This is a genomic window from Enterobacter sp. PP-008-ECC_S150 (genome assembly GCF_045257065.1).
Taxonomy (GTDB): Bacteria; Pseudomonadota; Gammaproteobacteria; order Enterobacterales; family Enterobacteriaceae; genus Enterobacter; species Enterobacter chengduensis.
Map to the genome: position 1 here is coordinate 106,209 of NZ_JBJHHG010000014.1, position 13,598 is coordinate 119,806.

Sequence of the window (13,598 nt, forward strand, 5' to 3'; positions counted from 1 at the left end):
CTTTACAGGCTATTAAATACGCGGTTTTCCTGTTCCTGAACGCGAATGAACGTCGTACGCTTCGTCAGTTCCTTCAGGCGGGAGGCCCCCACGTAGGTGCAGGCGGAGCGCAGGCCGCCGAGGATATCGCGCGCGGTGTTTTCAACCGGACCGCGCAGCGGCAGCTTCACGGTTTTGCCCTCTGCCGCACGGTATTTGGCCACACCACCGACGTGACGGGTCATTGCGGATTCAGAGCTCATGCCGTAGAACAGCATAAATTTCTCGCCGTTCTCTTCAACCACGGTACCACCGCTCTCTTCGTGGCCTGCCAGCATGCCGCCGAGCATCACGAAGTCCGTGCCGCCGCCGAAGGCCTTTGCAACATCACCCGGCATGGTGCAACCGCCGTCGCTGATGATCTGGCCGCCCAGGCCGTGCGCCGCATCGGCACATTCAATGACGGCGGAGAGCTGCGGATAACCCACACCGGTTTTGACGCGCGTGGTGCATACGGAGCCCGGGCCAATGCCCACTTTCACGATATCTGCACCGGAAAGGATCAGCTCTTCACACATTTCACCGGTCACCACGTTGCCCGCGATGATGGTTTTCGTCGGCCAGGCCTCGCGCGCCTTGCTGACGAACTGTACGAAGTGCTCGGAATAGCCGTTAGCCACGTCGATACAAACGAAGTTGAGAGCCGGGTTCGCATTCAGGATCTGTTTGGTTTTCTCGAAATCGGCATCAGAGGTGCCGGTGGAGACCATGACATGCTTCACCACATCCGCAGAGGCGGATGCAACAAACGCATTCCACTCTTCCGGGCTGTAATGCTTGTGCACGGCGGTGAGAATATCGAACTGCGCCAGGGCGGTTGCCATCTCAAAGGTTCCCACAGTATCCATGTTGGCAGCGATGATCGGCACGCCAGACCAGGTCTGACCGGAATGCTTAAAGGTGAATTGACGTTCGAGTTCAACGTCTGAGCGACTTTTCAGTGTAGAGCGTTTAGGGCGGATAAGAACGTCTTTGAAACCTAACTTCAGATCTTCTTCGATACGCATGTGCGGATTCCTGGGGTTAGAGGCAAATATGTTAAAAGCACAACTCCAGTGACGCTATCATACGCACTAATACCTGCTCCGCAAGACTGCGAAATTCTCTTTTTTTACGCTACAATCCTATAAATTTACCTGGTAAAAAGCCGGTAATCAGGGATAAACGATGGCTGACGCACGTTTGAAATTCAACCAACTGATTTTAAAAATGAATAATTCCCAGGATTTGATTTAATGGGGTATATCGTCGCATTAACCGGCGGCATCGGTAGCGGCAAAAGTACCGTTGCGGACGCATTTTCTCGTCTGGGCATCACGATTATTGATGCCGATATTATTGCCCGTCAGGTGGTAGAGCCGAATACACCCGCGCTAAAAGCCATCGAAGACCATTTTGGTTCGGCAATCATCAACGCCGACGGCACGCTAAATCGCCGCCAGCTTCGCGAACGCATTTTTTCCGATTCTGCGGAAAAAGCCTGGCTTAATGCCCTGCTCCACCCCATTATCCACCAGGAAACTCAGCGTCAGATTGCCGCAGCCCGCTCGCCGTATATTATGTGGGTTGTCCCATTGCTGGTGGAGAACCAGCTGCAGAATAAAGCCGATCGGGTGCTGGTCATTGATGTCTCGCCTGAAACGCAAATCCAGCGCACCGTGGCGCGCGACGGTGTCTCGCGCGAACAGGCTGAACAAATTCTTGCCGCTCAGGCCACGCGCGCTCAGCGCCTTGCCGTAGCGGATGATGTTATTGATAATAACGGCGCACCAGATGCCATTGCATCGGATGTTGCCCGTCTGCACGCGCAGTATCTGACGTTTGCCGCGCAGGCCGTTGCACAGGAAAAACCATAATGTCGACACACATCCTTTTTGAGCATCCGCTCAACGAAAAAATGCGCACCTGGCTGCGCATCGAATTCCTAATCCAACAGCTTTCACAACATCTGCCTGTTAACGATCACGCTACGGCGCTGCACTTCTTCCGCAACGTAGGCGATCTGCTGGATGTGATTGAACGCGGCGATGTCCGCACGGAATTGCTTAAAGAGCTGGAGCGCCAGCAGCGTAAATTGCAGGCATGGACAGAAGTTCCCGGGGTAGATCAGAGCCGTATCGACGCGCTTCGCCAGCAGTTAAAAAGCAGTAGCGCTGTCCTGATGGCCGCGCCGCGCGTTGGGCAGTTTTTGCGTGAAGACCGCCTGATTGGCCTGGTGCGGCAGCGTCTTAGCATCCCCGGTGGCTGCTGCAGTTTTGACCTGCCGACCCTGCACATGTGGCTACATATGCCACAGGCGCAGCGTGACGCGCAGGTTAACAGCTGGCTGGCAAGCCTGGAGCCCATGCACCAGACGCTATCGCTGATCCTCGATCTGATCCGTAACTCTGCGCCGTTCCGCAAGCAAACCAGCCTGAATGGTTTCTTCCAGGATAACGGTGATGATGCCGATCTTCTGCGTCTCAACCTGTCTCTTGGCGAACAGCTTTACCCACAGATTTCCGGGCACAAGAGCCGCTTTGCTATTCGCTTTATGCCGCTCGACAGTGAAAATGGCACCGTGCCGGAACGTCTCGATTTTGAACTGGCCTGTTGTTAAGGAGTGCCGATGTCTGATGTCACCACCGTAAGCTGCCCAACATGCGGCAAAACCGTTGTTTGGGGCGAAGTGAGTCCGTTCCGCCCGTTTTGCTGCAAGCGCTGCCAGCTAATCGACCTCGGTGAATGGGCGGCGGAAGAGAAGCGCATTCCAAGTAAAGGCGATCTCTCGGACAGCGACGACTGGAGCGAAGAGCAACGATAGCTTGAAAGCCTGCTGGCGCTTCGCTTAGCAGGCCTACAGGTTGTCCGTCAGTCGGGATATAACGGGTGCATTTGCCGGAGGAAATTTTTCGGCATCACTTGCATGAAGCGAAACCCAGCCCCCAGGTTGCCCTTCTTTACCCCAGGGTTCACCTTCCCAGCTTTCCACCAGCCAGAACCACAGCGTGATGTGCCTGTCCGGAAACTGGTACTCAAGTTTGTCAAACAGCGTTGCGCCAAGCGGCGTGATCCCCACCTCTTCCTGAAGCTCACGAACCAGCGCCTCTTCCGGCGTTTCACCTGATTCGATTTTCCCGCCAGGAAACTCCCACTTATTTGCCATGTGGGCGTCGGCGGCGCGCTGGGTGATGAAGATTTGATTTTGCGGGTTGCGAATAATCCCGACGGCAATTTGCAGTATTTTCATAGTGTCACTTCCATAAAAAAGGCGCAGATTTCTGCGCCTTTTTGTTTTTTTATAAACCTAGCTCAGACGGCCGTGGCACGCCTTATATTTTTTACCGGAACCGCACGGGCACGGATCGTTACGCCCCACTTTACGATCGCCGGTCTGCGCGGCGATCGCCGCTGCGGCTTCGCTGTCGTCGGTCTGATGGCTCAGCTGCTGCATTTGTGCCAGACGTTCAGCTTCTTCACGACGCTGCTGCTCCATCGCCTCCACTTCTTCCGGCATGCGCACCTGAACCTTGCTCAGGGTGCTGATCACTTCATATTTCAGTGACTCCAGCATAGAGGCAAACATGGAGAAGGATTCACGCTTGTACTCCTGCTTCGGATCCTTCTGCGCATAGCCACGCAGGTGGATACCCTGACGCAGGTAGTCCATCGCCGCCAGGTGCTCTTTCCACAGGGAGTCCAGCGTCTGCAGCATCACGCCTTTTTCGAAGTGACGCATCATCTCTGCGCCAACAACCTCTTCCTTACGCTTGTAAACGTCCAGCGCGGTTTCATAGATACGCTCGCGCAGGGTCTCTTCGTGCAGTTCAGGCTCTTTATCCAGCCACTCTTTGATAGGCAGATCGAGGTCAAAGTCGTTTTTCAGGCGTTCCTGCAGGCCTTCGATATCCCACATTTCTTCCAGAGACTGCGGTGGAATATGCGCATCAATCGTCGCTTTAAACACATCTTCGCGGATGCTGTTGATGGTTTCGCTCACGTCGGTCACGTCCAGCAGTTCGTTACGCTGGGTGTAGATTGCACGACGCTGATCGTTAGCCACGTCGTCATATTCCAGCAGCTGCTTACGAATATCGAAGTTGCGGCTTTCCACTTTGCGCTGTGCGTTAGCGATCGCTTTTGTCACCCACGGGTGCTCAATCGCTTCGCCAGGCTTCATCCCCAGCTTACGCATCATGCCGGACACGCGGTCGGAGGCGAAAATACGCATCAGCGCATCTTCCATAGACAGGTAGAAGCGGGATGAACCGGCATCCCCCTGACGACCCGCACGGCCGCGCAGCTGGTTGTCGATACGACGGGATTCGTGACGCTCGGTACCGATAATGTGCAGACCGCCGGAAGCCAGAACCGCGTCGTGACGCACCTGCCAGTCGGCTTTGATCTGGGCAATCTGTTCTGGCGTTGGGTTTTCCAGCTCCGCCACTTCAGCCTGCCAGCTACCGCCCAGCATAATATCGGTACCACGACCCGCCATGTTGGTGGCGATGGTCACGGCAGCCGGATAGCCCGCCTGCGCAACAATGTCCGCTTCTTTGGCGTGGAATTTGGCGTTCAGAACGTTGTGTTTGATACCCGCTTTCGTCAGCTCGTTGGAAACCACTTCGGATTTCTCGATGGAGATGGTCCCCACCAGAACCGGCTGGCCTTTCGCCGTACGGTCGCGAATATCTTCAATAATGGCCTGAATTTTTTCCGCTTCGGTCATGTAGACCAGGTCCGGCATATCCTTACGGATCATCGGACGGTTGGTTGGAACGACCACGGTATCGAGCTTATAGATAGAGCTGAATTCAAACGCTTCGGTATCAGCAGTACCGGTCATACCCGCCAGCTTCTCGTACAGACGGAAGTAGTTTTGGAAGGTGATAGACGCCAGCGTCTGGTTTTCATTCTGAATATCCACACCCTCTTTGGCTTCTACAGCCTGGTGCAGACCGTCAGACCAGCGACGTCCCTGCATGGTACGGCCGGTGTGTTCATCGACGATGATCACTTCGCCGTCTTTAACGATGTAGTCGACGTCGCGGGTAAACAGCGCGTGGGCGCGCAGCGCGGCGGTCACGTGGTGCATCAGCATGATGTTGCTCGGGGAGTAGAGAGACTCGCCCTCTTCCATAATGCCTTCAGCGACCAGCAGCTCTTCAATTTTCACCAGACCGCGTTCGGTCAGGTTCACCTGACGGGCTTTTTCATCAACGGAGAAGTGACCTTCACCCTGGAAGGTGTCGGAGTCTTCTTTCTCCTGACGCAGCAGGTGTGGAATGATTTTGTCGACCTTACGGTACATCTCGGAGCTGTCTTCAGCCGGGCCGGAGATGATCAGCGGGGTACGCGCTTCATCGATCAGGATGGAGTCCACCTCATCCACCAGCGCATAATGCAGTTTACGCTGTACGCGCTCTTCCGGGCTAAACGCCATGTTGTCGCGCAGGTAGTCAAAGCCGTATTCGTTGTTGGTACCGTAGGTGATATCGGCGTTATACGCGTCGCGCTTGGCTGGCGCAGGCAGGCCGGACATGTTGATACCCACGGTCATACCGAGGAATTCGAACAGTGGACGGTTATTTTCGGCGTCACGCTGCGCCAGATAGTCGTTGACGGTCACAACGTGAACGCCTTTACCGGTCAGCGCGTTCAGGTAGGCCGGCAGCGTTGCGGTCAGGGTTTTACCTTCACCGGTACGCATTTCCGCGATGCAGCGCTCGTTAAGCACCATACCACCCAGCAGCTGAACGTCGAAGTGACGCATGCCGAATACACGCTTACTTGCTTCACGCACCACGGCAAACGCTTCTGGGATCAGGCTTTCTAAGGTTTCGCCTTTTTCCAGACGGGCACGGAATTCCGCCGTTTTTGCCTTCAGCTCGTCATCAGAGAGCTTCTCCATTGCCGGTTCCATACCGTTGATGACGGCAACAGCTTTGCGCATACGGCGCAGGGTACGGTCGTTACGACTACCAAAAACTTTAGTTAATAATTTGATTAGCATAATAAATTCTCAAACGCCCCAGCGTGGGCAGATAAATTAAGGTATTGAAAAAGTTAATTTAGCTGAGACGTTGCGGCCCGGCGCGAATGCCGTGAGCCTGGCTAATCCAGGTTGAAACAGAGAAAGAAACAGGTGAAACAAACCCGCGCCGCGTCGTCTGGCGAACCTCAACCGGCGGCTGGCTGTCCTGGGTGAGGAGCGCGTTGAGCGTGTCCAGCAGGGCAAGATGCTGAGCCTGCACCGGCAGCGCCTCTTCCGCAACAGGCATAGCCTGCGGCGCCATCGCGAAGGAGAGATGGCGAATAACCGTGCGGATAGCGTGCTGGTGCCAGTAATCGACGGAGAAGTTCGGACGGCGGCTGGCTTCAAGCCACGCAAGGTTTGTAAAATTAACCCGCGTGTTGAGATCGTGTTTGGTGGTAGAGGTTTTTGCGGGCGTCGCCGCCTCGGCACTGTTGCAGAGCGCAGGCAAGCCGAAACTCGCCGCGACCATCCCTAATAAGAGATGCGGCCAGAAGTAACGTCTGCCAAATTGTCGCCAGCGCGTCAGTATTCCGCTCACCTGCTCCACCCAATAAGCCAGCCCTGAAGAGGCTGAGTTCAGTTATTCTTTTTCGCGCCCAGATAGTACCACTAAAGCCACTATACATCAGCAGGAATGAGGTGCCGCCGCGGGGAAAAACGGTCAAGAATGCAGCTAACGCACACATTTTCTGCGCATGACTAACAAGAGATAACGCCGGGATAAACGAAGAAGGGTAAAAATAAAAACGACTGGTCTTCCTGGTCGGAGAGAGTACCAGGTTAACCAGTCGATTTTTTTACGAAACGGCGTGAACCGTTACGCCAGAACCATGCTTGGTGCTTTGAAAGCCAGCGGCAGTTCAGCTTCGTCTTCGAAGGTCACATATTCCCAGGCTTCCTGTTTTGCCAGGACGGCCTGCAACAGTTTGTTGTTCAGCGCATGACCGGATTTGAACGCGGTAAATGCACCAATGATGTTGTGACCACACATGAACAGGTCGCCGATCGCATCCAGCATTTTGTGACGAACGAATTCATCTTCGAAACGCAGGCCGTCTTCGTTCAGTACGCGATAATCGTCAACAACGATGGCACAATCGAAGCTGCCGCCCAGGCACAGACCGCGGGACTGCAGATATTCGATATCACGCATGAAGCCAAATGTACGGGCTCGGCTGATCTGACGCATAAACGCATCAGCAGAGAAGTTCATCGCATAGCGTTGGGTGCTGGAGTCAATCGCCGGATGGTTAAAGTCGATGGTAAAGTCCAACGAGAAACCATTGTACGGTTTGAATTCAGCCCACTTGTCGCCATCTTCGACGCGAACGGTCTCTTTGATGCGAACAAATTTCTTCGCGCAGTTCAGTTCTTCGATGCCGGCATCCAGCAACAGATAAACGAACGGAGCAGCACTGCCATCCATAATCGGGATTTCTGGCGCATCGACTTCAACAATAATGTTGTCGATACCCAGACCCGCCAGGGCGGCGTTCAGGTGCTCTACGGTAGAAATCCGCACGTCATGCTCGTTCACCAGACAAGTACAGAGCATAGTATCACGCACAGATTTGGCATCGGCCGGAAAATCTACCGGTGGATTCAAGTCGGTGCGACGATAGATGACCCCGGTATTGGCCGGCGCAGGGCGTAACGTCAGCGTGACTTTCTTGCCGGTATGTAAACCGACACCCGTCGCCTGAACGATACGTTTAAGTGTCCTTTGTTTGATCATCGTATAATCTCGCCAAATTAACTATCCAACCGAGAGTGTATATCACTAACGGTGGGCCAGTTTAGCACAAAGAGCGCAAATCCCCTAATTCCAGCCAATTCTTAATCAGCTTGCTTACGCAGGAACGCCGGGATATCCAGATAATCTGGCTCTTTCGCCGTTTGCGGCGTTGGGTCGTTCACCACTTTCGCGGCCGGTTTCTGCTCCTGAGTCAGAGGAGACATACCGTGCTGCTGGTAACGATCCATTACCGGTTGCTGAGTCTGCTTGTTGGTCACTAAGGTGATCTCAGGACGTTTGTCCATACCGATACCGGTCGCAACAACGGTCACACGCAGCTCGTCGTTCATTTCAGGGTCAAGGGAAGTACCGATTACCACGGTCGCGTTGTCAGAGGCGAACGCACGGATAGTGTTACCCACGGTTTCGAACTCATCCAGACGCAGGTCAAAGCCAGCGGTAATGTTGACCAGCACGCCGCGCGCACCAGACAGATCGATATCTTCCAGCAGTGGAGAAGAGATCGCCATTTCAGCCGCTTCTTCTGCACGGTCTTCACCGCTCGCCACCCCGGAGCCCATCATCGCGTAGCCCATTTCGGACATCACGGTGCGAACGTCTGCAAAGTCAACGTTCATCAGGCCAGGACGTGTAATCAGCTCAGCGATACCCTGAACCGCGCCTTTCAGCACGTCGTTTGCTGCACCGAAGGCGTCCAGCAGGGAGATACCGCGACCGAGCACTTTCAACAGCTTATCGTTCGGGATGGTGATCAGCGAGTCCACATGCTTGGACAGCTCGGTAATACCCTGCTCCGCGAAGGCCATACGCTTCTTGCCTTCAAAGTTGAAAGGCTTGGTCACGACAGCAACGGTCAGGATACCTAAATCTTTAGCGACTTCCGCCACAACAGGTGCTGCGCCGGTACCGGTACCGCCACCCATACCTGCTGCGATGAAGACCATGTCCGCACCTTCCAGTGCAGCGCGCAGGGCTTCACGATCTTCTTCAGCCGCATTGCGACCGACTTCCGGGTTAGCCCCTGCTCCCAGCCCTTTGGTGATACCACCGCCGATCTGGATAGTCTGGCCTACAGCCGTCTTACGCAGTGCCTGTGCATCGGTGTTAACTGCAAAGAATTCAACACCTTCAATGCGCTCACGCACCATATGCTCTACGGCGTTACCGCCGCCGCCACCGACGCCGATGACTTTAATCACCGCGTCGTTGGTCAGTTCCATAGGTTCAAACATAATTTCTCTCTCCGTTGTGCCTGTCGCCCGAGACCGCTAATTCTCTCCGGTCTCTTAAAAAAATTAAAACTCTTTTCGCAACCAGTTGTTCAGTCGTTTGACCCACGACCCCACTGAGACGCGTTTTTCCACTTCTGCTTCACCACTGAGATGAGATTCCTTCCCGTAATGGAGCAGGCCCACGGCCGTTGAATAATACGGCTCCTGAGCATAATCCGTTAAACCGGTGATATTCAGCGGCGCACCAATACGCACCTGCGTATGGAACACGCGCTGAGCACAGGCCGCAAGACCTTCAATTTGCGCTGCACCGCCGGTTAATACAATCCCCGCCGCAAGATGATGCTTAACGCCCTGCTGACGAAGCTGTTCCTGTAGCTGTAAAATCTCTTCGTTGACCAGGTTGAGCAGCTCGGTATAGCGCGGCTCAATCACCTCTGCCAACGTCTGGCGCTGCAGGCTGCGCGGTGGACGACCACCAACGCTCGGCACTTCAACGCTCTCATCTTTGCCAACGATAGACCCCAGCGCACAGCCGTGGCGTACTTTAATCGCTTCTGCATCGCTCGGTGGCGTACCAAAAGCGTAAGCAATATCGCTGGTCACAACGTTCCCGGCATACGGGATCACTTTGGTGTGGCGCAGCGCACCGCCGGTATACACGGCGATATCCATTGTACCACCACCAATATCGACCACACAGACACCCAGTTCACGTTCATCTTCGGTCAGCACAGAATAACTGGCCGCCAGACCGGCGAAAATAAGTTGGTCAACTTTCAGGCCACAACGTTCAACGGCTTTAACAATGTTCTTCGCCATATCGTTGTGACATGTGATCAGGTGCACTTTTGCCTGCATACGGACGCCAGAAAGGCCGACCGGATTCTTGATCCCTTCCTGGTAGTCAATCGCATATTCCTGCGGGATGACGTGCAGCACGCGGTGCTCATCGCGGACACGGACTGATTTCGCCGTGTGCACGACGTTTTCAACGTCTTCCTGCGTCACTTCTTCTTCAGAAATCGGCACCATACCGATTTCGTTCTGGCAGCTAATATGCTTACCAGAAAGGGCAAGATAGACAGAAGAAATCTGGCAATCTGCCATCAATTCAGCCTGATCGATGGCGCGCTGAACGCATTTCACCACCGATTCAAGATCGTTTACCCCACCTTTATCCATACCACGGGACGGGCAACTGCCCACGCCAATGATATTGACCATACCGTCGGGCAGAACTTCCCCTACTAAAGCGGCAACCTTCGCGGTGCCAATCTCCAGTCCAACTACCAGTTTTCTGTCCGTCGCCTTGATCATTGTTGTTCTGCCTGTACCTGTGCCTGATTTTGTTGCTGATTAGGTTCCTCGACCGGAGCCGGTACCCAACCGACTGCTGCGCCTGAGTCATAGCGCAAATCAACGTAGCTTATCCGTTTGCCGTCAGTCTGTGCCTGCTGCTGTAAAACCGGGTAAAGTTCGACAAAACGCGCCAGACGCTTCATGGTGTCGCCGCGTCCCAGGTTGAGCTTTATGCCGTTCGTTAAGGTCAACTGCCAGGAACGGCGAGCCGTCATGGCTGCATCTTTTAACGTAAACCTGTCCTTCGCCAGCACCTGACCCATTTCACGAAAACCCTGTAACACTTCGTTTTCGCTGCCTTCAGGGCCATACAACATCGGTAAATTTTGCTTGTTGACACGATCGGCCGGGACGCTGAAGGAATTTCCGTCTACGTCAACCATGTGCTGATCATTCCAACGCGCAATGGGCACATATTCAACCAGATGAATCTTCAATTCATCAGGCCATTGCTTTCTTACGCTCGCCTGTTTTATCCAGGGCAGACGTTCAATCTGGCTCTGGATAATATTGACGTCCTGCGTCATAAAGGTGCCGGGCGAGCCCAGCGCCAGAATTGACTGGCGAATATCGTCGTTACGCGTGTAGTGACGCTCACCGGTGACCACCAGCTTAGAAAGCGGCAACCGCTGCGCATCTTCCATCCAGCCCAGGACCATCCAGCCGCTGATAAACACGGTGCACAGCACCCCGAGCAGGAAAATGATGCCTGCAAGACGCGTTCCATTGCTGCGGCGTGAAGAGGCGTATTCTTCCTCGTCATCGCGGTTGCGCGTGTTCAATGCAGCCTGAGACATATCAGCCCGCCTGGTCCAGAATGCGTACGACTAACTGCGAGAAGCTCATCCCCGCCTGACGCGCCGCCATTGGCACAAGGCTGTGGCTGGTCATTCCCGGAGAGGTATTCGCTTCCAGCAGATAAAATTGTCCATCGCTGTCCTGCATCACGTCGATGCGTCCCCAGCCCTGGCAACCCAGGACATGCCAGGCTTTAAGCACCAGGGACTGTAAATCGGCTTCGCGCTCTGCTTCAAGACCACTTGGACAGAAATATTGCGTCTCATCAGAGAGATACTTCGCCTCATAATCATAGAAGACTCCAGCGGGTTGGATACGGATTGACGGTAAAATTTCTTCACCAAGCATCGCGACGGTAAATTCCGGCCCGCTAAGCCATTTTTCTACCAGAACTTCATCATCGTGTTGAAATGCCAGCGCTAAAGCGGACGCTAATTCTTCAGCTTTATCGACTTTGGACATGCCCACGCTGGAGCCTTCCCGGCTGGGCTTTACAATAACCGGTAAGCCCAGATCAGCAATGCGTGCATTAACGCTATCCGGGAGGCCCAATTCAAATTCGCGACGCGTCAGTGCCACCCACGGAGCAACCGGTAGCCCTGCGCCCTGCCACAGCAGCTTGCTGCGCAGTTTATCCATTGAGATAGCGGAAGCCATCACGCCGCTGCCGGTGTACGGCAGGCCGATCAGATCCAGGAGCCCTTGCAGGGTGCCGTCTTCACCGCCGCGACCATGTAAAGCGATAAAGACTTTATCGAAGCCCATGGATTTTAACTGCGTCACGTCGACCTCTTTTGGATCGACCAGGTGCGCATTGACGCCACCTTCACGCAGGCCCGCCAGCACGGCCGCGCCGGAATTCAGAGAAACGTCGCGCTCGGCGGAGGTGCCGCCAGACAGGACAGCAATCTTATCAGCCATGATGCTCATCCTCCTGGTTTTGCGGCTTCAGTTTGATTTCAGCTAAGGTACGGGCGATTTTGCCGATATTTCCCGCACCCTGAATCAGAATTAAGTCGTTACCCGTCAGAACCGGTGCCAGAATTTCCGCCACCTGTGCCGGGTCAGAGACCAGAATAGGGTCAACTTTACCGCGTCCGCGGATGGTGCGGCACAGAGAACGGCTGTCTGCACCGGGAATCGGAGGCTCGCCCGCGGCATAAACGTCCAGCATCAGCAGCGTATCCACCTGCGACAGCACGCTGGCAAAGTCGTCATACAGATCGCGGGTACGCGTGTAGCGGTGCGGCTGGAAGATCATGACCAGATTTTTTTCTGGCCAGCCCGCGCGTGCGGCTTTAATGGTCGCATCCACTTCGGTCGGATGGTGGCCGTAGTCGTCCACCAGCATCGCGGTGCCGGCTTTACCGTTCACGGCATCCAGCGGGAATTCACCGAGGAAGTCGAAACGACGGCCGGTGCCCTGGAAGCTTTCCAGCGCGCGCAGGATCGCGTCATCATCAATGCCTTCTTCCGTCGCGACGGCCACTGCCGCTGCGGCATTGAGGGCATTGTGGCGCCCTGGCGCATTCAGCGTCACGTGCAGGAGCTCTTTGTCCTGACGCGCCAGCGTAAAGTGCCCCTGCGCGCCAATCTGTTTGTACTCTTCTACGCGGACGTCAGCGTCTTCGCTGAAGCCGTAGGTGGTGATTTGACGACCCACGCGCGGCAGCAGCTCGCGGATCACCGGATCGTCTACGCACATCACCGCGCGACCGTAGAACGGCAGGTTGTGCAGGAAATTGATAAAGGTCTGCTTTAAATTCTCGAAGTCACCCTGGTAGGTATCCATATGGTCAGCTTCGATGTTGGTGACAATCGCCACCATCGGCTGCAGGTGCAGGAACGACGCGTCGCTCTCATCCGCTTCCGCAATCAGATAACGGCTGTGGCCCAGACGCGCATGTACGCCTGCGGCCTTGACCAGACCGCCGTTGACGAAGGTCGGGTCGAGACCCGCTTCCGCATAAATACTGGAGACCATCGCCGTGGTCGTGGTTTTACCGTGAGTCCCGGCAATGGCGATGCCGTGGCGGAAACGCATCAGTTCCGCCAGCATTTCTGCACGGCGGATCACCGGGATGCGCGCGTCGTGCGCGGCAACGATTTCCGGGTTGTCAGAGGAGATGGCGCTTGAAACCACCACCACGCTCGCATCGCGCACGTTTTCCGGGCGATGGTTGAAATAGATAGTCGCCCCAAGCGACGCCAGCTGCTGCGTAACAGGGTTTGGCGCCAGGTCAGACCCGCTGATCTGATAGCCTTCGTTAGCTAACACTTCGGCAATACCGCCCATGCCGGCACCACCGATGCCAACAAAGTGAATGTGCCGGACGCGACGCATCTCGGGCACGATTGAACGCAGTTTTGCCAGTTGTTGTGTATTCATTCTCTA

The 13,598-nt window shown here is 55.0% G+C and carries 13 protein-coding genes; 3 read left to right on the forward strand and 10 right to left on the reverse strand.

Translation table 11 applies throughout. From position 1 onward, the window contains the following. Nucleotides 1–2: 2 nt before the first annotated feature. Nucleotides 3–1,046, reverse strand: coding sequence for a GMP reductase (locus ACJBF3_RS16125; protein ID WP_406545227.1), 1,044 nt, complete (start codon nucleotides 1,044–1,046; stop codon nucleotides 3–5). A gap of 228 nt (nucleotides 1,047–1,274) precedes the next feature. Here ACJBF3_RS16125 and coaE point away from each other — a divergent pair, with 228 nt between their 5' ends. Genes coaE through yacG form a run of 3 tightly spaced genes read left to right on the forward strand, consistent with a single transcriptional unit; the run spans nucleotide 1,275 to nucleotide 2,842 of the window. Then, entirely contained in the window at nucleotides 1,275–1,895 is a 621-nt protein-coding gene (gene coaE / locus ACJBF3_RS16130; protein WP_045327732.1) for a dephospho-CoA kinase, read from the forward strand. After that, on the forward strand, nucleotides 1,895–2,638 hold the full coding sequence (zapD, locus tag ACJBF3_RS16135) for a cell division protein ZapD (RefSeq protein ID WP_023310405.1): 744 nt from the start codon (nucleotides 1,895–1,897) through the stop codon (nucleotides 2,636–2,638). The genes coaE and zapD overlap by 1 nt, the downstream gene beginning before the upstream one ends. 9 nt (nucleotides 2,639–2,647) lie before the next feature. After that, nucleotides 2,648–2,842 (forward strand): DNA gyrase inhibitor YacG, encoded by a 195-nt coding sequence (gene yacG, locus ACJBF3_RS16140; RefSeq protein WP_032644071.1) that lies wholly within the window; start codon nucleotides 2,648–2,650, stop codon nucleotides 2,840–2,842. A gap of 33 nt (nucleotides 2,843–2,875) precedes the next feature. On the opposite strand, the gene mutT is transcribed toward yacG, so the two are convergent. The 9 genes from mutT to murC form a co-directional block, all read right to left on the reverse strand. Next, nucleotides 2,876–3,268 carry an 8-oxo-dGTP diphosphatase MutT gene (gene mutT / locus ACJBF3_RS16145; RefSeq protein ID WP_045327729.1) on the reverse strand — a complete coding sequence of 131 codons (393 nt, stop codon included), beginning with the start codon at nucleotides 3,266–3,268 and terminating at the stop codon, nucleotides 2,876–2,878. Nucleotides 3,269–3,325: 57 nt separating this feature from the next. Next, nucleotides 3,326–6,031 (reverse strand): preprotein translocase subunit SecA, encoded by a 2,706-nt coding sequence (gene secA, locus ACJBF3_RS16150; RefSeq protein WP_045327728.1) that lies wholly within the window; start codon nucleotides 6,029–6,031, stop codon nucleotides 3,326–3,328. 58 nt (nucleotides 6,032–6,089) lie between these two features. Further along, nucleotides 6,090–6,593 carry a secA translation cis-regulator SecM gene (secM, locus tag ACJBF3_RS16155; RefSeq protein ID WP_045327859.1) on the reverse strand — a complete coding sequence of 168 codons (504 nt, stop codon included), beginning with the start codon at nucleotides 6,591–6,593 and terminating at the stop codon, nucleotides 6,090–6,092. Between the two features lie 279 nt (nucleotides 6,594–6,872). Beyond that, nucleotides 6,873–7,790, reverse strand: coding sequence for a UDP-3-O-acyl-N-acetylglucosamine deacetylase (gene lpxC / locus ACJBF3_RS16160; RefSeq protein ID WP_008501977.1), 918 nt, complete (start codon nucleotides 7,788–7,790; stop codon nucleotides 6,873–6,875). Between the two features lie 101 nt (nucleotides 7,791–7,891). Then, the gene (ftsZ, locus tag ACJBF3_RS16165) at nucleotides 7,892–9,043 is read right to left on the reverse strand and encodes a cell division protein FtsZ (protein WP_008501978.1); all 1,152 of its coding nucleotides are present in this window, start codon (nucleotides 9,041–9,043) and stop codon (nucleotides 7,892–7,894) included. A 63-nt stretch (nucleotides 9,044–9,106) separates the two neighbouring features. Then, the gene (gene ftsA, locus ACJBF3_RS16170) at nucleotides 9,107–10,363 is read right to left on the reverse strand and encodes a cell division protein FtsA (RefSeq protein ID WP_023334508.1); all 1,257 of its coding nucleotides are present in this window, start codon (nucleotides 10,361–10,363) and stop codon (nucleotides 9,107–9,109) included. After that, nucleotides 10,360–11,202, reverse strand: coding sequence for a cell division protein FtsQ (gene ftsQ / locus ACJBF3_RS16175; protein ID WP_025756756.1), 843 nt, complete (start codon nucleotides 11,200–11,202; stop codon nucleotides 10,360–10,362). The genes ftsA and ftsQ overlap by 4 nt, the downstream gene beginning before the upstream one ends. 1 nt (nucleotide 11,203) lies before the next feature. Beyond that, a complete protein-coding gene (locus tag ACJBF3_RS16180; RefSeq protein WP_045327727.1) occupies nucleotides 11,204–12,124 on the reverse strand; it encodes a D-alanine--D-alanine ligase in 921 nt (306 codons plus the stop codon). Beyond that, complete coding sequence (gene murC, locus ACJBF3_RS16185) at nucleotides 12,117–13,592, reverse strand: UDP-N-acetylmuramate--L-alanine ligase (RefSeq protein ID WP_045327725.1); 1,476 nt, start codon at nucleotides 13,590–13,592, stop codon at nucleotides 12,117–12,119. The genes ACJBF3_RS16180 and murC overlap by 8 nt, the downstream gene beginning before the upstream one ends. Nucleotides 13,593–13,598 lie beyond the last annotated feature (6 nt).